The 23,956-nt window shown below is 66.7% G+C and carries 20 protein-coding genes; 11 read left to right on the top strand and 9 right to left on the bottom strand.

All coding sequences use genetic code 11. The annotated features are described in order from the left end of the window. Position 1: 1 nt before the first annotated feature. Positions 2-154, bottom strand: a complete 153-nt coding sequence (locus LI337_RS03465; RefSeq protein WP_227228323.1) for a hypothetical protein — start codon at positions 152-154, stop codon at positions 2-4. Positions 155-293: 139 nt separating this feature from the next. Between LI337_RS03465 and LI337_RS03460 the strand changes: the two genes are divergently transcribed. From LI337_RS03460 to LI337_RS03440, 5 genes are all read left to right on the top strand, one after another. Continuing rightward, positions 294-938: a DUF8215 family protein gene (locus LI337_RS03460; protein ID WP_227228322.1), complete on the top strand. Its 645-nt coding sequence runs from the start codon at positions 294-296 to the stop codon at positions 936-938. 197 nt (positions 939-1,135) lie between these two features. Next, positions 1,136-1,348: a DUF3311 domain-containing protein gene (locus LI337_RS03455; protein ID WP_227228321.1), complete on the top strand. Its 213-nt coding sequence runs from the start codon at positions 1,136-1,138 to the stop codon at positions 1,346-1,348. 50 nt (positions 1,349-1,398) lie between these two features. After that, a complete protein-coding gene (locus LI337_RS03450; protein WP_227229415.1) occupies positions 1,399-2,913 on the top strand; it encodes a sodium:solute symporter family protein in 1,515 nt (504 codons plus the stop codon). A gap of 100 nt (positions 2,914-3,013) precedes the next feature. Continuing rightward, complete coding sequence (locus tag LI337_RS03445; RefSeq protein ID WP_227228320.1) at positions 3,014-3,817, top strand: YqcI/YcgG family protein; 804 nt, start codon at positions 3,014-3,016, stop codon at positions 3,815-3,817. A 1-nt stretch (position 3,818) separates the two neighbouring features. Next, a complete protein-coding gene (locus tag LI337_RS03440; RefSeq protein WP_227228319.1) occupies positions 3,819-4,451 on the top strand; it encodes a cysteine hydrolase family protein in 633 nt (210 codons plus the stop codon). 26 nt (positions 4,452-4,477) lie between these two features. Here LI337_RS03440 and LI337_RS03435 read toward each other — a convergent pair whose 3' ends face one another. From LI337_RS03435 to ribH, 3 genes are all read right to left on the bottom strand, one after another. Then, a complete protein-coding gene (locus LI337_RS03435; protein WP_227228318.1) occupies positions 4,478-5,830 on the bottom strand; it encodes a TiaS agmantine-binding domain-containing protein in 1,353 nt (450 codons plus the stop codon). 160 nt (positions 5,831-5,990) lie between these two features. Then, entirely contained in the window at positions 5,991-7,142 is a 1,152-nt protein-coding gene (locus tag LI337_RS03430; RefSeq protein WP_227228317.1) for a pyridoxal phosphate-dependent aminotransferase, read from the bottom strand. After that, positions 7,139-7,543, bottom strand: a complete 405-nt coding sequence (ribH, locus tag LI337_RS03425) for a 6,7-dimethyl-8-ribityllumazine synthase (protein WP_227228316.1) — start codon at positions 7,541-7,543, stop codon at positions 7,139-7,141. The genes LI337_RS03430 and ribH overlap by 4 nt, the downstream gene beginning before the upstream one ends. A gap of 207 nt (positions 7,544-7,750) precedes the next feature. Here ribH and LI337_RS03420 point away from each other — a divergent pair, with 207 nt between their 5' ends. Further along, a complete protein-coding gene (locus tag LI337_RS03420; RefSeq protein ID WP_227228315.1) occupies positions 7,751-9,676 on the top strand; it encodes a flippase activity-associated protein Agl23 in 1,926 nt (641 codons plus the stop codon). A 121-nt stretch (positions 9,677-9,797) separates the two neighbouring features. Here the strand turns inward: LI337_RS03420 and LI337_RS03415 are convergent, their stop codons facing one another. The 3 genes from LI337_RS03415 to LI337_RS03405 all read right to left on the bottom strand — a co-directional run bounded on the left by LI337_RS03415 (position 9,798) and on the right by LI337_RS03405 (position 13,191). Beyond that, positions 9,798-11,306: an ATP-binding response regulator gene (locus LI337_RS03415; protein ID WP_227228314.1), complete on the bottom strand. Its 1,509-nt coding sequence runs from the start codon at positions 11,304-11,306 to the stop codon at positions 9,798-9,800. 125 nt (positions 11,307-11,431) lie between these two features. Continuing rightward, complete coding sequence (locus LI337_RS03410; protein ID WP_227228313.1) at positions 11,432-12,394, bottom strand: class 1 fructose-bisphosphatase; 963 nt, start codon at positions 12,392-12,394, stop codon at positions 11,432-11,434. Continuing rightward, positions 12,394-13,191 carry a class I fructose-bisphosphate aldolase gene (locus LI337_RS03405; RefSeq protein WP_227228312.1) on the bottom strand — a complete coding sequence of 266 codons (798 nt, stop codon included), beginning with the start codon at positions 13,189-13,191 and terminating at the stop codon, positions 12,394-12,396. Before LI337_RS03405 ends, LI337_RS03410 begins: the two co-directional genes overlap by 1 nt. 208 nt (positions 13,192-13,399) lie before the next feature. On the opposite strand from LI337_RS03405, the gene pyrF reads away from it, so the two are divergent. After that, the gene (gene pyrF / locus LI337_RS03400; protein ID WP_227228311.1) at positions 13,400-14,203 is read left to right on the top strand and encodes an orotidine-5'-phosphate decarboxylase; all 804 of its coding nucleotides are present in this window, start codon (positions 13,400-13,402) and stop codon (positions 14,201-14,203) included. 403 nt (positions 14,204-14,606) lie between these two features. Here the strand turns inward: pyrF and LI337_RS03395 are convergent, their stop codons facing one another. Further along, positions 14,607-14,750, bottom strand: coding sequence for a hypothetical protein (locus LI337_RS03395; RefSeq protein WP_227228310.1), 144 nt, complete (start codon positions 14,748-14,750; stop codon positions 14,607-14,609). A 273-nt stretch (positions 14,751-15,023) separates the two neighbouring features. Then, entirely contained in the window at positions 15,024-15,410 is a 387-nt protein-coding gene (locus LI337_RS03390) for a DUF5820 family protein (protein WP_227228309.1), read from the bottom strand. Between the two features lie 872 nt (positions 15,411-16,282). Between LI337_RS03390 and LI337_RS03385 the strand changes: the two genes are divergently transcribed. Genes LI337_RS03385 through LI337_RS03370 form a run of 4 tightly spaced genes read left to right on the top strand, consistent with a single transcriptional unit; the run spans position 16,283 to position 23,947 of the window. Beyond that, positions 16,283-18,355 (top strand): PrkA family serine protein kinase, encoded by a 2,073-nt coding sequence (locus LI337_RS03385; RefSeq protein WP_227228308.1) that lies wholly within the window; start codon positions 16,283-16,285, stop codon positions 18,353-18,355. Then, positions 18,355-20,628 carry a PrkA family serine protein kinase gene (locus LI337_RS03380; RefSeq protein WP_227228307.1) on the top strand — a complete coding sequence of 758 codons (2,274 nt, stop codon included), beginning with the start codon at positions 18,355-18,357 and terminating at the stop codon, positions 20,626-20,628. The genes LI337_RS03385 and LI337_RS03380 overlap by 1 nt, the downstream gene beginning before the upstream one ends. Continuing rightward, positions 20,619-21,929 carry a YeaH/YhbH family protein gene (locus tag LI337_RS03375; RefSeq protein WP_227228306.1) on the top strand — a complete coding sequence of 437 codons (1,311 nt, stop codon included), beginning with the start codon at positions 20,619-20,621 and terminating at the stop codon, positions 21,927-21,929. Before LI337_RS03380 ends, LI337_RS03375 begins: the two co-directional genes overlap by 10 nt. Next, positions 21,926-23,947 carry a SpoVR family protein gene (locus LI337_RS03370; protein ID WP_227228305.1) on the top strand — a complete coding sequence of 674 codons (2,022 nt, stop codon included), beginning with the start codon at positions 21,926-21,928 and terminating at the stop codon, positions 23,945-23,947. The genes LI337_RS03375 and LI337_RS03370 overlap by 4 nt, the downstream gene beginning before the upstream one ends. Positions 23,948-23,956 lie beyond the last annotated feature (9 nt).

Below are 23,956 nucleotides of genomic sequence, written 5' to 3'. Positions count from 1 at the left end.
GTCAGGTGACGGTCACGGCCATCCAGAACAGGAGGAGGCAGCAGACGAGCAGATCGAGGAGGACCGCGAGGACGAGTCGATTCGGGAGAACCCTGGCGACCCGCGATCGAAGCGAGGAGAACACGATTCCACAGAGGTCCGCCAGCCGGGTCAAACTACCCGTGCGCGCCGGCCGAGCGTAGACTGCTGCGGGACCGGCGACAGACGACGCTCGACGGAGACCACCGACGACTCACTCGGATTCCTCTCACGCTCCCAAGCCTTTAGATCATAGTCCAGCTACGGTCGGGGGGATGAGTTCATCGAACCGCGACCGAACCGCCTCACGCCCGGCGCGCCCCCGGCGGGACGACGAGAAGGAGGGGATCGAGCGCTGGATCGCCCACGTCTTCGCCGGCTTCGCGCAGACGACCGTGCTGGGGCTTCCGGCGCTGTGGGTCGTCCTCCAGACGCCGTACATCTACGTCGAGGCCAAAACTGCGGGGATCGCGGGCTACGCCGCGACCATCCTCGCGGTGGGCACCGTCCGGGGTGGCTACGTCTCGGTCGGGCACCCGTGGCCCACGCTCTCGGCGTCCACGATGGCCGAACGCGGCGGGAGTTTTCAGTTCCTCCGGCGTGCGGCCCTGCTGTCCGGGACGCTGATGATCGCCACCTACGGCGCGTCGGTGCTGGACATCGCTACCGGATCGTGGGTTCTGGGCATCGTCTCGGCCGCGGTCTTCGGCGCGGTCGGTGCCGGACTGGTCCCGCACCTCGACCGTGGAGAGCGGCGGTGGACCTTCGCCCGCGCAGGCTACTACGCGGTCGGGTTGGGACTGGTCGCGGCGACCACGGACCCCTTGGACCGGGACGTCGGGTCGGCGCTCTCCCCTGAACTGTTCCTGTTTCTCGTCGCTCTCTGTCTGGTCGACGTGGTCGTCGCCCTGCGCGACTGACGGGGGGCCGCGTCACGCCGACTATCGCGCTTCGACGGCAGTCACTCCAGCGACGACTCCGACGTTCCGTCGACCGGTCACTCGTGCATTACCGAACTCCCTCACGACACCGTATCGAAGAAAAATATTCTTCGATAAGAGAGAACGAACACGATCTAACAACCTTTACGTACCTGTGTCGATTAGTAGTGCCACTGATGGCTCGAACACCGAGAGAGTATCTGTGGATACTCACCTTCGCAGTGCTCGTCGTCTTCGCGGTGCCGTGGTTCCTGTGGGGTGACGGGCGCGTGGTCGCCGGACTCCCGCTGTGGCTGTGGTGGCACATCGGCTGGATGTGCCTCGCCAGCGGCGTCTTCTACCTGTTCACCCGCAGTGCGTGGGATCGCGGGATGGGGGTGGAGGCGTGAGCCTCACCGGACTCGCCCCGGTCTGGGCCTCGCTTTCACTCCCGGTGGTCGTGCTCCAGTCGGACCTCGCGGTCCAGTTGGGCGTGATCGGCGCGTACCTCGTGCTGGCGCTCGCGGTCGGCCTCGTCGCGTATCGCGTCACCAGCCGAGCGGCCGAGGACTACTACCTCGCCTCGCGGTCTATCGGGACCGTCGTCCTGTTGTTCACGACGTTCGCCACCCTCCTGTCGGCGTTCACGTTCTTCGCCGGGCCGGACATCGCCTACCGGTTCGGTCCCGAGTGGATCCTCGTGATGGGCGTGATGGACGGCATCCTCTTTGCGGTGCTCTGGTACCTGATCGGCTACAAGCAGTGGCTCGTCGGTCGGAAACAGGGGTACGTCACGCTGGGAGAGATGCTCGGCGACAGGTTCGGGTCGACCACCCTGCGCGCCCTGGTCGCCGGGATCAGCGTCTTCTGGCTGTTCCCGTACGTGATGCTCCAGCAGATCGGTGCCGGCGAAGCGATCACCGGTCTGACGAACGGCGCGGTGCCCTACTGGGCCGGCGCGGCGCTCATCACCGTGTTCATGATCGGCTACGTCGCGGCCGCGGGCCTGCGAGGCGTCGCGTGGACCGACACGATCCAGGGGCTGTTCATGCTCGGTATCGTCTGGATCGCGGTCGCGTGGGTACTCTCGGCGGTCGGCGGTCTCGGCCCGATCAACGAGGGCCTGCAGGCGGGTGAGACGACCGCCGGGTTCCTCTCGCTCGGAAGCGGCTTCTACACCCCGCAGTACATCATCTCGACCGCCGTGACGATCGCGTTCGGCGTGACGATGTTCCCACAGATCAACCAGCGGTTCTTCGTCGCGAAGGACGCCCGCGTGCTGAAGCGCTCCTTCGCGCTGTGGCCGGTTCTCGTCGTTCTCCTCTTCGTCCCGGCGTTCCTGCTCGGCACGTGGGCCGCCGGACTCGGCGTGGTCGTTCCGGAGGGTCAGAACGTCGTGCCGGTCCTGCTGAACGAGTACACGCCGGTCTGGTTCGCGGCGCTGGTGATCGCCGGCGCGATGGCGGCGATGATGTCCTCCTCGGACTCGATGCTGCTGTCGGGTGCCTCGTACATCACGCGGGACCTCTACCGACCGCTGGTGAACCCCGACGCCTCGGAGCGAACGGAAGGGTTGCTCGCCCGTGTCGTGGTCGCCGGCTTCGCACTGCTCGCGTTCGTCGGGAGTCTGTTCCGCCCCGGCACGCTGCTGGAGGTCGGCGACACCGCGTTCGGCGGGTTCGCGCAACTCGCACTGCCGGTGATGCTCGCACTCTACTGGCCCCGGACGAACCGGCAGGGGATGTTCGCGGGCATCCTCGGCAGTCAGGTGTTCTACCTCGCTCACGTCTTCGTCCCGGCACAGACGCTCACGGTCGCCGGGTCCACACTGACCGTCTTCGGGACGACCTACTTCACGTGGGACTTCGCGCTGTACGGGATGCTGTTGAGCCTCGTGCTCACGTTCGGTGTCTCCCTGCTGACGACGACCGCCCCCGACGAGCAGTCGGCGGTCTACTCGGTCCGGGCGGACTGAGCGCGGAGTCTTCGAGGAGCGGGCAGACCGACCGCGGGCCCTTCGAGATCCACACTCGATCCTTCGAAATCCACATACTTCTGCGTGCCTCAGTCGAGGTATGAACGAACCGGGCGTGCAGTCACTGCTCACGCAGTCGGAACTCCACGACCGACTCGCCGCCGGCGACCTCCCGGACTGGGCCGAGGCGCACTACGAGTCGTTCCGCGAGGGCCTGCTCGGCGAGCGCAACGACTCGCCGTTCCCCTGCTACTTCGGCATCGAGTCGGAACGCAACGGCGACGCGCTCTACACCTTCGTCGAGTCCTCGACGGACCCCGACGCGCTGTTCGCGTTCCGGGACACACTGACCGAGTACGTCGAGACCTTCCCGGACTACAGCGACCGGTGCTCGCTCGTCACCTTCTGGAACCCCGACCCGGCGGTCGTGACCGAAGCCGACTACCACGAGCGCCTGTGGCACGTCCTCCAGTTCCTCCACGTCCACGACCCGGAGCCGTGGCCGGCGGACATCCCGACCGATCCGGACGACGAACACTGGGAGTTCTGTTTCGCGGGCGAGCCGATGTTCCCGACCTGTCGTGCGCCCTTCTACGACGACCGGATGAGCCGGTACTGTCCGATCGGACTGGAGATCACCTTCCAGCCCCGGGCTATCTTCGAGGGGATCACGGCCGACACCGAGGCCGGCCAGCAGGCCCGCGAGGTCATCCAGGAACGGATCACCGAGTACGACGGCGTCTGCCCACACGCCGACATCGGCGACTGGGGCGTCGAGGGCGACCGCGAGTGGATCCAGTACATGCTCTCGGCCGACGAGTCGCAGGCACCCGACGAGTGTCCGATTCGCGTGACGCGAGAACACCCGAAAGTCCAGCCGCCAGCGCCGCAGGCGAGTGACTGAGATGCCCGAGGACTCGGACGTCGACGGGCCACTGCTCGACCACTCGACCACCGGCGCGCTCGCTCCCGACCTCACGCTCCCGCCCGACCCGGTCCTCTTGCTCGTCGACCTCCAGACCGGCTTCGAGGACTCGGCGTGGGGCGAGCGAACCAACCCGGACGCCGAATCCCGCGCCGGCGAACTGCTCGACGCGTGGCGCGACCGCGACCTCCCGCGCGTCCACGTCCGCCACGCGTCTACCGAACCGAACTCGCCACTCCGACCGGACGGCCCGGGGTTCGCGTTCCAGGCCAGGACTGCTCCGGTGGCCGACGAACCGACCTTCGAGAAGTCGGTCAACAGTGCGTTCGTCGGCACGGGGCTGGAGACGTGGCTCCGCGACCACGGCCACGAGACGGTGGTCGTCGTCGGCCTGACGACCGACCACTGCGTCTCCACGACGACACGGATGGCCGAGAACCTCGGCTTCGAGGCAGTCGTCGTCGCGGACGCGACCGCGACCTTCGACCGTGCGGTGCCGGGCGGTGGGCACCTGTCGGCAGCGGAGAACCACCGGGCCGCACTCGCGCAGTTGTCCGGCGAGTTCGCCACGGTCGCGTCGAGTCGTGACGTGCTGGCCGCGCTGGATCGCTGACGGGCTGGAACCCGACCGGGTCGCAGTCACCGCTCGGGATGTGTCGGCGCGTCGAAGCCCCCGCGAATCAGCGGTTTGGCGACGTGTCGGCGGGCGCAGGGCGGGACCTCGTACCAGCCCGTTTCGAGGTCGCGGTCGATCCGAACCTCGGTCTTGCCGGGGGCACTCGTCCCGCAGTCCCGACAGCGGTAGCCCTGTCCCCGGCCGGCGCTCTCCATCGTCCGGTCGCAGTCCGGACAGACCGGGGTGGCGAGTTCGGTCGTCACCGACTCGCGGACCGCGAACTTCTCCAGTTTGAGCGTGCCGTCGCTGACCTCGCCACAGACCGTGAGTCGGTCGCCGACGCGCAGCGCGCGGACGCGATCACGGAACCGCTTCGTCGGTTCGAACGCCACACAGTCGAGCCGGTTCGCGCCTCTTGCGTCTCCCGCACCTCTTGCGTCTCTCGCGCCTCTCGCATCTCCCGCACCTCTTGCGTCTCTCGCGTCCTCGGCGTCCTCGTCGGCCAGCGTCAGGTGGACGTGCCCGCCGGCGCGCGTCTCGGGTGCCGCGCTCACGACCCCGTCGACGCGGTAGCTCCGGCCGTCTCGGAGGGCACCGATCTCGCCGGGGCGGAGGTGGGCGTCGGTGCCTTGATTCGTCACGAACGTCGCCGAGTGGGCGACCGGTTCGGCGTCGATCCGGGACGCGACACGGCGGACTGCGTCGGGGTCGTCGCCGCGAACACCGTGGAGGATCGGGCCGGGTGCGTGGGGGACGCAGACCGATTCTCCCTCGGCGCGGTCGACGGTGTCCCACACCTCGGGGTAGCCCGACTCGGCGGCGGCGAACACCGAGTCGTGATCCACCTCGCGGGGGGTGCCACACCGGTCGAACACTCGGTAGGAGACGTGTTCGTAGGTCCACTCGTCGAAGGCGCGCCACGCGCCGACGGCCGCCAGCGCGCCGATGCGCCCCCGGCCGCCGTGCCACCCTCGGTGCTCGTAGCCGACGGACTCTGCGAGCGCCACGGCGTCGTCGGTCGTGTGGAACTCCCGGAGGGCCTCGCGGGCGAACTCGGCGACAGCGTCGGGTACCGTCTCTGGATCGGTGTCCGCGACGACCAGCCCCGGACTCGTTCGCGGGTCGTCGGTCTCCGCGAGGGCGGCGAGCGCCTCTGTCGCGATGTCGCGGACCGCGTCGGTCGGATGCTCGGTGTGGAGCGCGAGGGCGGCGTTGCCCCGCGTCTTGTGTTCGACGGCGGGGTTGAGTCGGACGAGGAGGCGGCGCTGTACGCGCCCGCCCCGGGACTCGATCTCGCGGGCCACCCGGTCGGCGAGGTACGTCGTACACATCCCGCGCTCGCGGGAGTCGGTGTCGTCGACGCCGAGGATCGTCACTGCCGGCGGTTGGTCCGGAGAGGTGAAACCGGTTTCGCGTCCCGATGTACTCGGCGTGATGTAGCCGACGAGAGGAGAGCGCTTCGGTCGACGAGGCCGAGAGCCGAAGCTCTCCGTCCTCTCGACACTGCCGAAAGCCGAAATCGCTCTCGAACCCGCCTCAGAGGTAGTCGTGGGCGGCCAGTCGCTCCACCGCCTCGGCGAGTCGCTCCTGACTCTTGGCGTAGGAGATGCGGGCGTAGCCCGGCGTCCCGAAGGCACTCCCCGGCACCGTGGCGACGTGGGCGTCTTCGATGGCTCCCTCACACCACGCCTGATCGTCGTCGTCGACGGGGAGCATCATGTAGAACGCGCCGTCCGGCACCGCCACGTCCACGCCGTGCTCCGCCAGCAGGTCGACGAGGAAGTCCCGGCGTTCCTCGAAGGCGTCGCGCATCTCCGCGACCGCGTCGTCGGTGTTCCGGAGTGCCTCCACGCCGGCGTGCTGGACGAAGTTCACCGCACACGACACCGAGTGGCTGTGGAGTTTGCCCGCCTGCTGGACGACCGACTCGGGCGCACAGAAGTAGCCGAGCCGCCACCCGGTCATCGAGTAGGCCTTCGAGAAGCCGTTGAGCGTGATCGTCCGGTCGCCCATCCCCTCCAGCGACCCGAGACTCGTCTGGGAGACGCCGTAGGTGATCTCCTTGTATATCTCGTCGGAGATGACGGTGATGTCGTGTTCCACCGCGAGGTCTCGGACCCCTTCCAGCGCGGCGTCGGAGTAGACCGCGCCGGTCGGGTTCGACGGAGAGTTGACGACCAGCAGTTCCGTCTCGTCAGACACGGTCTCGGCCAGTTCGTCCAGTGCCGGTTCCAACTGGAAGTCGTGCGGCGAGGTGTCCACGCGTTTCAGGCTCCCGCCGGCGAGTTTCACCATCGCCTCGTAGGAGACCCACGCCGGGTCGAGCAGGACGACCTCGTCGCCGTCGTCGATGAGGGTGTGGACGATCTCGTACAGCCCCTGCTTCCCGCCGGGCGTGACGATGATGTTCTCGGTCCCGCAGTCGATGCCGTCGTCGTGGAGTTTGTCGACGATAGCCTCCTTCAGTGCCGGAATCCCGTTCGAGGAGGTGTAGCCGGTGTGGCCGGCGTCCATCGCGTCCTTGCCGGCCTCGACGATGTTCTCCGGGGTCGGGAAGTCCGGTTCCCCGACCGAGAGGTCGACCACGTCGATCCCGTCTGCTTCCAGTTCCCCGGCGAGGTTGGAGATTGCCAGCGTCGCCGACGGCTCTACACGCCCGACACGGTCCGCGAAGTCGAAGTCCGTCATGGTAGTGTCTCGTACATATCGACCGCACTGTTTACTGCTTCCGCTCCTTTCTCGATGCGCTCGCGCGCTTCGGCACCACTCTGGCCCGGCCCCGAGACGCCGAACGCGACCGGTGTGTCCCGATCCACGCTCACGTCGGCCAGTTTCTCGGCGACCGCGTGGCCGATGACCTGATCGTGGTCGGTGTCGCCCGTGACGATAGCACCGACGACCGCGACGGCGTCGACGTCGTCCCGCCGAGCGAGTCGATCCACGGCGAGCGGTGCGTCGTACGCGCCGGGAATCTCGACGGTCTCGACGATCTCGGCGTCGCGCTCCCCGGCGGTCTCGCGGGCCGTCTCCGCCATCGGCTCCGTCACCGAGGCGTTGAACCGCGCCACCACCAGTCCGAGTCGTGTCATACCGGTCGCGTGGTGTGGCCTCGGCAAAGAACTACCGTTCGGCGCAGGCGATGCAGTGTCGGTCGGTCGCTGTCGGTCGCCGTCGGTCGCTGTCGGTCACCCTCCACGAGGGCGCGTCGTCGGGAGCGACCGACGGCGAGCCGAAAGGACAAACGACTGTCGTCGTAATCACAAGAGTTGTTACCCCGGCAGTGGCTACACCGTCTCATGACAGCTGATGCGTCGAGCGCCGATCCCGCCGACCCTCCCTCGGCGCGAGACGACACGCCCTCGCCCGACTACGACGACTCGCCCGGTGGCACCGGTGAGTCGCTTCTCGGCCGACTCGCGGGTGACCGGTCGAACGTCCTCCTCGCGGTCCTGTTCACGACCGTCGCCGCACTCGTGCTCCGCCTGTACGCACTCGGCGGGCGAATCTTCCACTGGGACGAGGCTCGCGTCGGCTACTGGCTCCTCCGCTACCACGAGTCCGGCCAGTTGAGCTACCGCCCGATCATCCACGGTCCCTTCGTCCCGGTCGTCAACGACTACCTGTTCACCGCGGCCGCCGCGTTCGGGATGGTCCCCAGCGACTTCCTCGCGCGCCTGCCGGTCGCGGTGATCGGCGGGTTGCTCCCCCTTGCGGCGTGGCTGTTCCGCGACCACCTGCGGGACGCCGAGATCGTGGCGCTGGCGGGTCTACTCGCGCTGAATCCGATCCTCGTCTACTACTCCCGGTTCATGCGCAGCGACCTGCTCGTGGCGACGTTCGCCGTCTTCGCACTCGGGTTCCTCGTCCGGGCGATCACGGTCCGGGACGCACGCTATCTCACACCTGCGGGCGTGAGCCTCGGACTGGCGTTCACCACGAAGGAGAACGCGCTGATCTACGTCGTCTGTTTCGCCGGGGCCGCCGCGCTCCTGCTGGACCACCGACTCGTCACGCGCCGCGAAGACCTGCTGGATCGACTCGCCGAGTTCCGGCGTGCCAGTCGCTCGCGGGCACTGGCCGACGGCGGCCAGTCACCGAGTGCCGGCAGCGGCGACACGGGTGCGACCGCGCCGAGGTCACCGACGCGACCGGCACTCGTCGCCGGTGGCCTGCGGGAAGTCGCTCGTCGGTTCCGGGGCTGGTGGGGCCACGCGGTCGGCGCGCTGGTCGGCTTCTTCCTCGTGATCGTCTTCTTCTACGCGCCGCGTCCGGATCTCTGGCAGGCGTTCGGCAACCCCGCGATGCTCCCCGGCGTCGTCGGCGAGGCGACGGTCGGGTCGTGGGAGAAGTTCGTCGGCACGTGGGCCTCCGGCGGCCACCAGGACCACGCCTACCTGCCCTTCCTCTACGGGTTTCTGGAGACGCTCCTGCACGGCGCGTTCGTCGTGATCCCCTTCGCAGTGCTCGGCTTTCTCGCGGATCGCTACTCGGGCGACGGGCCGCGTGATCTGGTCGCGTTCGCGAGTTACTGGGGCTTCGTCAGCATCCTCGGGTATCCCATCGCCACCGACATCGAAGCGCCGTGGGCGACGGTCCACGCCATCGTCCCCCTCGCCGTGCCGGCGGCGGTCGGCCTGGCGATGATCTACCGCTCCGGGCGGGCCTCGCTGTCGGCCGACGACGCGGTCAGCACGGGACTCGCGGCGCTCGTCATCCTCGTCGCGGTCGGGGGCGCGGTCGGCGCGAACGTGACCTACATGAACTCGACGAACGACGAGCACCGCGAGGTGCTCCAGTGGGCACAGCCCCACAACGACATGAAAGACACCCTGCTCGAGGTCCGTGACGTGGTCCGGGAGAACGAGGGGACGGACGTGTTGTTCTACGGGGGGTACGACGGCGACGAACCGCTGTTCTACGTCCGCAACGAGAGTGACGCGCTCCAACCGCCGGGTCCCGGCGGCGGCGAACAGAACTGGCTGAGTCGGATGCCCCTGCCGTGGTATCTGGAGAAGTGGGACGCGAACGTGACCAGCACACCGCCGTCCGAGGCGGGCGCGCCCCTGCAGGACCCGCCGCCGGTCGTGATCGTCCACGAGCAGAATCTGGAGCAAGTGGAGGGGCAACTGGAGACCTACGAGGGCCACCGCCACTACTTCCGCCTCTGGTACGAGAAGATCGTGATCTTCGTCGACGAGGATCGGATCGAAACCGGCGCGTGACGACGGTACGCGGACTGTGACGGGAGGAGAGCCGCGACGACAGTACCGCGACCGGAGTCAGACCGCCGGGAGTCCGGACCCGCACGCGTGACTGCACCGCGAGTTCCCAGTCTTACTCCGTTCACTCCGTGTCGGTCCGAATCTCGAATCGCGCGCCGTCGGCGTCGCTCTCGGTCGCCCGGACCGACCAGCCGTGAGCCTCCACGATGCGTTCGACGATGGCCAGACCGAACCCGGTGCCGTCGCTGTCTGTCGTGTAGCCGTGGTCGAACACCGACGACCGATCCGCGTCTGTGAACCCCCGGCCGTCGTCCGCGACCGCGAACCCCGGCGTCTCGGGCAGGCCGAGTACCCTGACCGTCACCTCCGCGCCGCCGTGCTGGACCGCGTTCGCGTACAGATTCTGTAACAACTCCTGCAGGCGATGCTCGTCGCCGGGGATCGACCGGTTCGCGTCCACCACCAACTCGGCCGACTCGCCGGTCGGCACGTCCGCCCACGCGGAGCGCGCGACCGTCGGGAGCCACACCGGTTCGGGGCTGTCCACCGTGTCACCCTCTCGGGCCAGCGTCAACAGGTCGGAGACGAGGGCGCCCATGTTCCCGGCCGCCTCGGCCATCCGGGTCAGGTCGCGCCGGAGCGCCTCGGCGGTCGGGCCCTCCATCTGGTCGGCCCGGTCGCGGGCGGTCGTCAGTCGCCCGGAGAGGACGTTCAGCGGGTTCCGGAGGTCGTGACTCACGACGCCGGTGAACCGGTCCAGTTGCTCGTTCCGCCGCGCGAGTTCCTCGTGTGTCTGCACGTACTCGGTGATGTCGTTGAGCACGACCTGCGCGGCCGGTTCGCCGGCGTACTCCACCGGGGCGGAGGTCAAGACGGCGTGCCGGCGTTCACCCGCGAAACTGGTCAGTTCGAGTTCGAGCGGCGGTGCGGGCGTCCGGTCGTCGATGACTCGGCGGGCGCGCTCCTCGGCGAGGTCCCGGTCGCTCGGGTCGACCAACTCGAAGACCGTCCGGCCACAGAGGTCCTCGGGGTCGTCGGCGTCGAAGAAGTCCACGCCGGCCCGGTTCGCGTAGACGATCTCACCCGAAGCGGCGTAGATGCCGATCGGCGTCGGCGAGGTGTCGACCAGCCGGCGGTAGCGCTCCTCGCTCCGTTCGAGTCGGCGTTCTGCGCGGGCCTGTGCGACCGCGTTCCGGACGCGGTTCACGAGCAGGCGGAACTGTTCGCCGCCCCCCTGTTTCTGGATGTAGTCGGTCACACCCGCCGAGATCGCCTCTGCGGCGATCTCCTCGCTCCCCTTCCCAGTGAACAGCACGAACGGGAGCGCGGGGTACGACTGCCGGACCGCTTCCAGCAGCGACAGGCCGTCCATCCCCGGCATGTCGAAGTCGCTGATCACACAGTCGAACGCGGCGTCACCTCGCGGCGGGTCCGCCGCTGCGGTCGGCCCGGACTCGGCGGTCGCTCCACAGGTGGAGCCTGGTTCCTCGGCGAGTCGGTCCAAGACGGCGTTCGCGTCGGACTCGCTGACGACCTCGATCTCGTCGTCGGCCAGCGAGACGGCCGTGAGATCGAGAAACGCCGGGTCGTCGTCGACGTGCAGGACCCGAATCGGTGCGCCGTCTGGCATCGTCTCACGGTTCTCGGTAGCGCGTCATGAACGTTGTGAGGGTTTCGACCGCCGAACCGTCGACGGACTACGCCTCCCGCACAGAAGTGGACCCTTCCGCCTTCTCGCGGCGGTGTCCCTGGCTGTCACTCGACGGCCGATTCGAGTCGGTCGATCAACTCGGCGTTGCCGATGTACACCGGTACGCGCTGGTGGAGGTCGGTCGCCGGCACGTCGAGGAGCGACTGCTCGCCGTCGGTGGACTTCCCGCCGGCACACTCCAGCACGTAGGCGATGGGCGCGCCCTCGAACTGGAGGCGGAGTTTCCCGTTCGGTGCCGAGTGGAGTTTCGGGTACGCGAAGACGCCGCCGTAGGTGACGACCTGGTTCACGTCGCCGATCATCGACCCGCCGTACCGGAGTTTCATGCTGTCGTCCGACTCGACCTCGCGGACGTAGTCGGTCACGTCGTCGGGCCAGTCGGGGACGCGCCCGCCGACGCCGTAGACGCCCGGTTGGTCGGGCAGTCGCACGTCGTCTTGCACGACGTTCCGGGTCCCGTCGTCCTCGATCAGATACTCGGTGACGTGGCCCTCGCGGGCGACGACCATCGTCGTCACCGGGCCGAAGAGGACGTAGCCGCCGGCGACGAGGTGGTCGCCGTCCGCCGGCAGGGGCGCGTCGTAGACCGCGACGATGGTGCCCATCGTGTTGTTCGGTTTGAGGTTCGAGGAGCCGTCGAGGGGGTCCACGCCGACCGAGAGCGTCGCGTCGTGATCGCCGGGCGCGTCCGACTCTGCACCGGAGACGTCGATGACGTCGGGGCGTTCCTCGCTGGCGTACTCCGCGACGCCCGCGACCTCGCCGATCCGGTCGCGCAGGAGGTCGTCGGCGTACACGTCCGCCGCCGCCTGTCGCTCGCCGCTGGGGTTGACGCCGGCGTCTTCGAGGCGTCTGCCGGGCAGGCCGTGGCGGATGTCCGGGGCCGTCTCGGCGATCACGTCGAAGACCGCGGTGATCGTCTCCCCGGTCCCGTCTGCCGACGCGTCGGGTGGGTCACTAGCGTCGCTCGGATCGTCCGAACCGGCCGCGTCGTCTGGGTCGGTCATCAGTCGCCGCCGTGCGCGAGCGCCGCCTCGACGCTCGCGTCCTCGAAGATCAGTTGTTCCAGCATGTCGAGCATCTCGATCGGGTTGTCACGTTGCCAGATGTTCCGGCCGACCGCGAGTCCCTTCGCACCTGCGTCCAGTGACGCACTGACCGTCTGCAGGAACTCCTCGTCGCTGATCTTCGACCCCCCTGACATCACGACCGGCATCTTCCCCGCCATGTTCACCGCGTGGCTCATCGCGTCGGGGCTGCCGGGGTACTTCACCTTCACCATGTCGGCACCGATCTCCAGGGCGAGGCGGGTCGCGTAGGCGATCGTGTCGGGTGCCGTGTCGTTCTTGAGTCCCTGCCCGCGCGGGTACGACCACATCACCATCGGGATGTCGTAGTCCCGGCAGGACTGCTGTGCCTCGCGGAACTCCTCGAACATCTCGACCTCGTGGTTCGATCCGCCGTAGATGGTGAAGCCGACACCGACCGCGCCGATGTCGACCGCGTAGTCGACCGTACAGTTGACCGGTTGGTTCGGTTCGCCCATCCAGAGGTTCGAGGTCCCGTTGAGTTTCACCAGCAGGTTCACGTCGTCTTCGTAGGAGGGGTAGTACGCCTCGGCGATTCCCTTCTGTACTGCGACCGCCGTGACCGCGTCGTGGGTGCCGAGTTCGAACGTCCGCTCCGGATCGGCCGTCTCCGGCATCCCTTTGAAGTCGGCCGGGCCGTGTTCCAGCCCGTGGTCGTAGGCGAGGATGAGTGACTTTCCGTTGCGCTTGATCGGGCTGTCGGCAAAGGGCAACATCACGCTGTACTGTGACGAACTGACGTAAGTAGTTGGTGGTCAGAAATCGGATATGACGGCTTCTGAGAGTATCAGAGAACGTTTACAACGATCTGAGTGAGTCTCGTGGCAACGAGTTACTACAGTCGTAGTCAACGAACCAGCCGGTGGAGGCGACCGGTCGAGACGGATCGAAAGAACGAGGGTCGCGTCCGCGCCACCACCGAGCATGACGTTCTTCGACACGCTCGCGGATCGCATCCGGGCGACCGACAGCGTCGTCTCGGTCGGCCTCGACCCGGACCCGAGTCGGATCCCCGAGCATCTCCAGGAGTACGACCTGCCCCGGTGGGCGTTCAACCGCCGGATCATCGACGCGACCCACGAGTTCGCGGCGTGTTACAAGCCGAACGCGGCGTTCTACGAGGACCCCGACGGCTGGCGCGCCCTGACGGAGACGATCGCCTACGCCCACGGCAAGGACGTCCCGGTCCTCTTGGACGCCAAACGCGCCGACATCGGGAACACGACCCGGCAGTACGCCGGCCTGCTGGACCGTGCGGACGCGATCACCGTGAACCCCTACATGGGTCGGGACTCGCTCCAGCCGTTTCTCGACCGACAGGAGAAGGGCGTGTTCGTCCTCTGCCGGACCTCGAACCCCGGCGGCGCGGACCTGCAGGACCTCGAACTCGACTCGGGCGAAACGGTGTACGAGCGTGTCGCGGCGCTCGCGGACCTGTGGAACGCGAACGACAACGTCGGCCTGGTGGTCGGTGCCACCGCGCCCGAGGAACTCGAATCGCTCCGGGAGCAGGTCCCGGACATCCCGTTCCTCGTGCCGGGGGTCGGCGCACAGGGCGGCGACGTCGAGGCGGCGGTCGAGTACGGCCTCGCCGACCGGGACGGCGTGGGTGTCGGCCTCGTGAACTCCTCGCGGGGGATCATCTTCGCGGGCGAGGGTGAGAACTTCGACAAGGCCGCCCGTGGCTCGGCGAAGCAACTTCGTGATCGGTTGAATCGCTATCGGTAGGGTGCATCGTCGGGCGAGTCAGTCCACGAGTCCGATCTCGCGGACGTGTTTCCGGAGTGCCTCGTCGCTCTCGAAGGTGCGACCGCAGATCTTACACCGGGTCTGGGAGTCGGCCATCGCTGATCGTACGCGCGCTGGCGATATGGTGGTTTCCTCTGAGACGACGGCTGCGTTGGTGTGGATGGGTGTTCGCTCTCGTCGTCGGTTCACCGACAGTCGGGAGTCGGTTCTACAGCTGACAGCGACGACACCGCAGACCGCGACTACTACGACACCGCAGACTGGAACACCGACCGCGACGACACCACAGACCGCGACGGCACCACTACTCGATCCGGTGCAAACGGACTATTCGACCGTGACCGCGCCACAGGCCACGACCGCATCAGCAACGCTACTCGTGCTACGCGAGGAACCGCACCCGCACCGCAACCACACTGCACCGCACCTCGTCCTCCCCGGCCTCGGCGGGGTTCTCCGCACCGCCCACCCCGCCTCCCTCGCGTCTGGCGAGAGACACGCTCTCGCTGACCTTCGTTCGTTTCATCACCGGCGCTCCGCGCCGGTTTTCAGCGAGACCTCCGGTCTCGCCCGACTCACGAAGACGCTCCTCGCGCGCCGAATTCGAGGTGAAAGCGCACGCGACACTCGTCGTCCGATCACGCGATCATAACCCGGAACTCACGAGGACGCGAGCTGGTGGCGACCGGCACCGAGCAGGGCCCGAGCGACAGGGAGTGGTCTGCTCGCAGTTCGGTCGCAAGCAGTCGGGGAGGCTCGGGGACGACTGCGACTACCGAGTTCCGGACCCCCGGACGACTCACTCGCTGTCGCCGACCAACTCGTCCAGTTTCGCGAAGTAGTCCTCACGTGGCACCTGGTACAGCCCGCGATAGTCGATCTCGCCAGCCACGAACGCCTCGGCGAGTCCGACCGCACCGACCAGCGCGTCCTCCCGCGAGTCGAACTTCCGGACCGGCCCTTCGATCTCCGGTTCCAACAGGAGGGAGGCGTGCCACGTGTCGGTCGCGACCTGCGAGGCGCCCGGTCGCTTCCGACGTGACCCGTTCGAGACGAAGATGGTCGGCAGACACGGCGCGGGGAACTGCTCGGTGTCGAACACGTCCGGCCGGTACGCGAGGATCACGCGACCCTCGTGTTCCTCGGTCCAGACCTGCCAGCCCGCCGGCAAAGCGTCGAGACTCATACCCGCCGGTTGGTCGGCGGGACTCAAATGGCTCTCGTTCGGGGACAGGCGTGTCACGCCTGAGAGTGGCCGTCGTCGCAGTTATTTGCACCCCGATTACGGAAATCTACCCAACATTTATATGTGAGCAATTCCAAAGCTTATAGCGGTTCGGATTGCCACGGACTGACGAGTGTACTGGTTGTGCTGTCGGCATCGGTAAGGGGTGGACCGAACCGGAGGCACACACGCATGGACCCAGCGACAGCCATCCGCGTCGGCGTGCAGCTCCTGACACTGCTCGTACTCGCACTCCAGACCGCCCTCCTGTGGATGCAAGTCGTCCGCGAGCGTACCGAATCGTCGTGAGCGACCGAGCGATGGGTGTGGGACGGGACACCCCGACGTCGCCGACCGCGAACGGCGGGGTCCGACCGGTGCTAACGAAAGGTATATCAGCGGAGCTGGACGCTCACGACGCCCGACCGCGTCATCTGGCTCTCGTCGTACTGTTACACCGATATTAATTTCGAGACACGTACCGAAGCTGAGACAAGACTTATGTGAGAGTATCCCTCACACTCTTAATAGTCTCGGTCGCTCGTCGGCCGGGCGAGATCGCCCCTCCCGCGCCCACCGTTCGGCTCCTGCGTCGATTCTGTCGTCTCACGCCGATCCGACGGTGGGCAGCGAGGTGTGGTACGTGTACGCATGACATGGAACTCACCCGGACGCGCCCACGGTGGGATCGGTCGCCGGTCGCAGGAGCACTGCGATCGGCGGCGTGAGTCACCTGTCGCACCCGACCACCGCCACCGGTCTTTCTTTCTCCGCCCGGTGGCGTCGCCCGACACCGACCGTTCGACCGACACAAGCGAGACAGCAGTGATACAATGAAAGGTGACATCGAAACCCTCGAAGAACTGAGCAAACAGTACCGCGAGTCGATGCCGGCGGACCTCCGCGAGGCGAAGACGTTCGACTGGTACCTCGAAAAGGTGTACGAGGACCCGAAACTGGGCCGCAACGCCAACCAGCGCGTCGCGGACATGTTCGACCACTACGGCACCGAGTACGACGAGGACGCCGGCGTCGTCGAGTATCTCATGGCCTCCGAAGACCCGCTCCACGACGGGGAGAACGTCTTCTACGGCCGGGAGGTCCACGAGTCGATCCACGAGTTCGTCAACAAGGTGAAGTCCGGCGCTCGCGGCCTCGGCCCCGAGAAACGGATCAAACTCCTGCTCGGCCCGGTCGGTTCCGGGAAGTCCCACTTCGACTGGATGGTCCGACGCTACTTCGAGGACTACACCCTCCGCGACGAGGGCCGGATGTACACGTTCCGCTGGGTCAACCTCGGCGACGTGATCCGGGATCAGGACCCCGGCGACGACACGGTGCAGTCGCCGATGAACCAGGACCCCCTCGTTCTGCTCCCGCAGGAACAGCGCGACACGGTCATCGAGCAACTCAACGAGCAACTGGACGCGCCGTACACCATCCGGAACGAGCAGTCGCTCGACCCGGCCAGCGAGTTCTACATGGACCGCCTGCTGGCCCACTACGACGACGACCTCCAGGCAGTCCTGGAGAACCACGTCGAGATCATCCGCCTCGTGGCGAGCGAGAACAAGCGGCAGTGCATCGAGACGTTCGAACCGAAGGACAAGAAGAACCAGGACGAGACGGAACTCACCGGCGACATCAACTACTCGAAACTCGCCATCTACGGCGAGTCGGACCCGCGAGCGTTCGACTACTCCGGCGCGTTCTGTAACGCGAACCGGGGCATCTTCTCCGGCGAGGAACTGCTGAAACTCCAGCGGGAGTTCCTCTACGACTTCCTGCACGCGACGCAGGAACAGACGATCAAGCCGAAGAACAACCCCCGCATCGACATCGACCAGGTCATCGTCGGCCGGACGAACATGCCCGAGTACCGGGACAAGAAGGGCGACGAGAAGATGGAGGCGTTCAACGACCGCACCAAGCGGATCGACTTCCCGTACGTCTTAGAGTACGAGCAGGAGTCCGAGATCTACCGGAAGATGCTCCGGAACGCCGACGTGCCGGACATGCACATCGAACCGCACGCCCTGGAGATGGCGGGGCTGTTCGGCGTCCTCACCCGCATCGAGGAACCCGACGGCGAGACGATCACTCTCCTCCAGAAGGCGAAGGCTTACAACGGCGAGATCGACGAGATCGACGACGTCGACGTGAAGAAACTCCGCGAGGAGGGCGAGTCGAAGGCCGACATCGCGGAGGGGATGGACGGCGTCTCGGCCCGGTTCATCGGCGACGAGATCGCCGAGGCGATCATGGACTCGACCCACCGCGGACGGGACTACCTGAGTCCCCTCACGGTCTTCAACCACTTCGAGCAGAACCTGGAGAACCACGGGTCGATCCCCGAGGAGAACCTGGATCGCTACTACCGGTACCTCGAACTGGTCCGCGAGGAGTACAAGGACCGCGCCATCGAGGACGTGCGCCACGCCCTCGCCTACGACATCGACGAGATCCAGCGACAGGGCGAGAAGTACATGGACCACGTGATGGCGTACATCGACGACGCGACGGTCGAGGACGAACTCACCGGCAGAGAGCAGGACCCCGACGAGAAGTTCCTGCGGTCGGTCGAGGAGAAACTCGACATCCCGTCGGACCGGAAAGACGACTTCCGGCAGGAGGTCTCCAACTGGGTCTCCCGGCGCGCCCGCGAGGGCACGTCGTTCAACCCGCAGGACAACGACCGCCTGCGCCGCGCACTGGAGCGCAAACTCTGGGAGGACAAGAAACACAACATCAACTTCTCGGCGTTGGTGTCCGCGAACGAACTGGACGACGACGAGCGCAACGCCTGGGTCGACGCGCTGGTCGAACAGGGCTACTCGCGTGAGGGGGCCCGCGAAGTGCTCGAGTTCGCCGGCGCGGAGGTCGCCAAGGCCGAACTCGAAGAGTGATGCGTTCTTCAGATTACATCCGGGCGGGCGACGAGGCGCTCACGGGGGCCTACGAGGAGCCGATGAGCCTCGCCGACTACGTGGACGCGGCCTTCGAGCGCCCGAGCATCGCCAGCCACGCCTCGAAGTACTTGCTGGAAGCCATCGAGTCGATGGGGACCCGCGAGGTCGTCGAGGAGGGCGAACAGAAGGAGCGCTACCGCTTCTTCGACGACCCGCACAACGACGGCGAGCACGCGGTCCTCGGCAACACCGAGGTGCTGAACGGCTTCGTCGACGACCTGCGGACGATCGCCGCAGACCGGGGGAAGGGCGAGAAGATCATCTGGTTCGACGGCCCCACCGCGACGGGCAAGTCCGAACTGAAGCGCTGTCTCGTCAACGGCCTGCGCGAGTACTCGAAGACAGAGGCAGGGCGACGGTACACGGTCGAGTGGAACGTCGCCAACGCCGAAGACACGCGTGGGCTGAGCTACGGCGAGGAACGCAGAGAGCGCGAGGACGACTGGTACGAGTCACCCGTCCAGTCGCACCCGCTCACCGTCTTCCCGCCGGAGGTCCGGAAGCGACTGCTCGCCGACCTCAACGCCGAACTGGACGACCACATCCCCATCACGGTGGACGAGGACCTCGACCCCTTCTGCCGGGAGGCGTACCGCTACCTCGAAGAGGAGTACCGCCGCGCCGGGAAGGCCGACCTGTTCAGTCGCATCGCCGACCCCGGCCACCTCCGCGTGAAGAACTACGTCGTGGACGTGGGGCAGGGCATCGGCATCCTCCACTCCGAGGACGACGGCAGTCCGAAGGAGCGACTCGTCGGGTCGTGGATGATGGGGATGCTCCGGGAACTGGACTCCCGTGGCCGGAAGAACCCGCAGGCGTTCAGCTACGACGGCGTGCTGTCGCAGGGGAACGGTCTGCTGACGGTCGTGGAGGACGCGACCCAGCACTCCGACCTGCTCCAGAAACTGCTGAACGTCCCCGACGAGGGGCGCGTCAAACTGGACAAGGGCATCGGGATGGACATCGACACGCAACTGCTCGTCATCTCGAACCCCGATCTGGACGTGGAACTCGACAAGTTCGCGGACAGAAACGGCAGAGACCCCCTGAAGGCGCTGAAGCGCCGACTCGACAAACACGAGTTCCGGTACCTGACGAACCTCTCGCTGGAGGCCGAGTTGATCCAGCGGGAGTTGACGAACGAAACGACAGTGTGGGAGGCGAACGACTACGCCGACCTTGAGGCCCGCATCCGCGAGCCACTGCACGTGACGGTGCGGGACAACCGGGGGCGGGCCATCGACCGGGAACTCGCACCCCACACCATCACCGCTGCCGCACTCTACAGCGTCGTGACCCGACTCGACGGCGAGGACGTGCCGCCGGGACTGGACCTGGTCGACAAGGCCATCATCTACGATCAGGGCTACCTCCAGTCGGGCGACGAGCGCCACGAGAAGCGCGACTACGACTTCGACGACGACTCCAACGACGGGAGCCACGGCATCCCGGTGACGTACACCCGCGACGTCATCGCGGACCTGCTCCACGAGGACCGCGACCGCCACCACCCGGACCTCCCCGTGGAACGCGTCATCATGCCCGACGACGTGCTGGACGCGATGGCCGACGACCTGAAGTCGGCCCCGGTGTTCTCCCGCGGCGAGGCGACCGAGTACGAGACGCGCCTGGCGGGCGTGAAAAAGCAAATCTTCGAGCGACAGGAGCGGGACGTCCTCTCGGCGCTGCTGGCCGAGAAGGGCGTCGAGGAGGAGACCGTCGCCGAGTACGTCGAACACGTCTACGCGTGGGACGCGGACGAACAGATCGAGACGGAACGCGGCCCGGTCGATCCGGACCCCCTGCTGATGAAGCTGTTCGAGACGGAACACCTCGGGCGCTTCTCGTCGGCCGCCTACCAGGGGAACGAGCCGACCGATCCGGTGGTGGAGTTCCGCCGGGAGAAGATCATCACCGCGATCAACCGCTACGCGTGGGAGAACCGCGACGACGACTTCGCCATCGAGGACGTGGACCTGTCGAGCATCCCGGTGATCCGGGCGGTGCTGGACACGAACGACTGGGAGGACGTCCAGCGCCTGTTCGAGGACTTCGACCCGCGCCAGTGGGACGACCCGCCGGCCAACACCGAGACGGCCCGCGTGAAAGAGCGCACCATCGCGGAGATGACGACCCACGGCTACAGCGAGGCGTCGGCCGAACTGACCAGCCGTGCGGTGCTCAGAGAGGTGAGTTACAAATGGGACTGAGAGACGATCTGGACAGATTCCGCGAGGTCGGCGAACAGCGCCGTGAGGACCTGAAGGAGTTCATCAGCTACGGCGACCTCGGTGGCTCCGGCCCGAACAGCATCAACGTCCCGATCAAGGTCGTCGACCTGCCGGAGTTCGCCTACGACCCCCGCGACAAGGGCGGCGTCGGACAGGGACAGGGCGGCACGCCGGACGTGGGCCAACCGGTCGGTCAGCCACAACCCGGCGACGGCGACGAGGACGGCGACCCCGGCGAGGAGGGCGGCGACCACGAGTACTACCAGATGGATCCCGAGGAGTTCGCCCAGGAACTGGACGAGGAACTGGGGCTCGATCTGGAACCCAAAGGCAAGGAAGTGATCGAGGAGGTCGAAGGCGACTTCACCGAACTCACCCGCGCCGGGCCGAACTCGACGCTCGACTTCGAGCAGTTGTTCAAACGCGGCCTGAAGCGCAAACTGGCGATGGACTTCGACGAGGACTACGTCCGGGAGGCGATGACGGTCGCCGGCGTGACGCCGCGCGAGGTGTTCGAGTGGTGCCGCGAACAAAACATCCTCGTCTCGCAGGCGTGGATCGACGACGAGTGGGACGCGCTCGAAGCCGAACGCGGCCGGTGGGACTCCTTCGACGAGATGGAGGCGAACGTCGAGCGCACGACGACCATCCAGCGCATCCGCCGCGACGGCCTGCGGAACGTCCCGTTCCGCCGGGAGGACGAGCGCTACCGGCACCCCGAAGTGGTGGAGAAGAAGCAGAAGAACGTCGTCGTCGTCAACATCCGGGACGTCTCCGGGTCGATGCGCGAGAAGAAGCGCGAACTCGTCGAGCGAACCTTCACGCCGCTGGACTGGTATCTGACGGGCAAGTACGACAACGCCGAGTTCGTCTACATCGCCCACGACGCGGAGGCGTGGCGGGTGGACCGCGACGACTTCTTCGGCATCCGGTCGGGCGGCGGGACGAAGATCTCGTCGGCGTACGAACTGGCGAAGGAGGTGCTGGAGGAGGAGTACCCGTGGAGCGAGTGGAACCGCTACGTCTTCGCGGCGGGCGACTCCGAGAACTCCTCGAACGACACGACGGAGAACGTGATCCCCCTGATGGAGGAGATCCCCGCCAACCTCCACGCCTACGTGGAGACGCAACCCGGCGGGAACGCGATCAACGCGACCCACGCCGAGGAGGTCGAGCGAGCACTGGGCGACACGGGTAACGTCGTCGTCACGTACGTCTCGACCCCCGAGGACGTGATCGACGCCATCTACGACGTGCTGAGCACGGAGGCAGACGAATGAGAGACCACAGAATCGACGCACGACGGGAGGCCGCCGGACTGGGTGAACCGGTCCGGGAGGCCAACGCCCTGGCCGAGAAACTCGGCTTGGACCCCTACCCGGTCAACTACTGGATCGTCGACTACGACGAGATGAACCAGTTGATGGCCTACGGCGGCTTCCAGCACCGGTACCCCCACTGGCGGTGGGGGATGCAGTACGACAGATCGAAGAAACAGAGCCAGTTCCTCGGCGGGCGGGCCTACGAACTCGTCAACAACGACGACCCGAGCCACGCTTTCCTGCAGGAGTCGAACGCCCTCGTCGACCAGAAGGCGGTCATCACCCACGTCGAGGCGCACGCCGACTTCTTCAAGAACAACAGTTGGTACCGCCTGTTCGGCGGCGAACTGGACGCGACCGCGATGCTCGAACGCCACGGCGACGCCATCGGTCGGTACATGGAGGACCCCGACATCGACCGTGGCGAGGTCGAGGCGTTCATCGACGCGGTACTGTGTCTGGAGGACACCATCGACCAGCACCGGGCGTTCGACACCGAGCGATCCGACGAGGACGACGAGACACCCGAGGACCTCCGGGACCGCCTCGACGAGATGGACATCTCCGAGGACGTGCGCCGCCAGGTGTTCGACGAGGAGTGGCTGGACCGTCTCGCCGAGGCGGAGGAGGCGGCGGCCAGACTCGACGAACCCCGGAAGGACGTACTGGCGTTCCTCAGAGAACACGGCAAGCAGTACGACGCAGACAGCGGGAAGGCCGTCGAGATGGAAGAGTGGCAACGCGACGTACTCGACATGCTCCGCGCGGAGGCGTACTACTTCGCCCCCCAGAAGATGACGAAGGTGATGAACGAGGGGTGGGCCGCCTACTGGGAGTCGATGATGATGGGCGAGGAGCGGTTCGCCGGCACCGACGAGTTCCTCTCGTACGCCGACCACCAGGCCCGCGTCCTCGGGTCGCCCGGCCTGAACCCCTACAAACTCGGGAAGGAACTGTGGGAGTACGTCGAGAACACGGTCAACCGGCGGGAGGTCGCGGACAAACTCCTCCGCGTGCGGGGCATCACGTGGCGGAACCTGACCGATGTGGTCGACTTCGACACGGTCCAGGAGCGACTCGCGCCGCACCCCGCAATCGACGGTGTGACGCCCGAACGACTGGACGAACTGGCGGCACTCGGCGACGACCCGCGTATCGACCAGGCGGCCCTCGACCGAGCCATCGCGACCCGCGACGGCGACGTCGACCCCGACAGTGACGAGGCCGTCGACGTGGACACATACCCGTGGAAGGTGCTGACCTACGAGGGACTCGCCGAGCGACACTTCTCGCTCGTGAAGAAGCAGAACCGTGGCTTCCTGCGTCGCATCGGCCAGTCGGAACTGGAGCGACTGGCCCGGTACATGTTCGACGACGAGAAGTACGACTCGGTCGCCGAGGCGCTGGCGGACGTGGACTACGCCGCCGGGTGGGACCGGATGCGCGAGATCAGAGCGAGTCACAACGACGTGACCTTCTTAGACGAGTTCCTCACCCAGGAGTTCGTCACCGACAACCACTACTTCACCTACGAGTTCACCCACGCGAGCAACGACTACCGCGTGACGTCGACCGACTACGAGGACGTGAAGAAGAAACTGCTCTTGCAGTTCACGAACTTCGGGAAGCCGACCGTCGCGGTGTACGACGGGAACTTCGCCAACCGGAACGAACTGCTCCTCGGCCACCAGTACAACGGGATCAGTCTCGACATCGGGCAGGCGAAGGACGTGCTGGAGCGCATCTACCAGTTGTGGGGTCGCCCGGTGAACCTGATGACCATCGTGAAGGAACTCGACGACCACGACGTGGAGGTCGCCCGCCGGCGGAACCGCGAGCCGACACCCACGGAAGTCGGCAAACGCATCCGGTACGACGGGGAGCGATTCGAGACTTACGACCTCGATCCGGACCTCGAAGACCGGATCACGGCGACCGACGTGGACTACGACACGAAGCCAGACGACTGGCTCTGAACCGCTTTT

The sequence above is a fragment of the Salinirubrum litoreum genome, assembly GCF_020567425.1.
GTDB lineage: Archaea > Halobacteriota > Halobacteria > Halobacteriales > Haloferacaceae > Salinirubrum > Salinirubrum litoreum.
The sequence above is the reverse complement of the archived record's forward strand: the minus strand, read 5'-3'. Positions and strand labels throughout refer to the sequence as shown.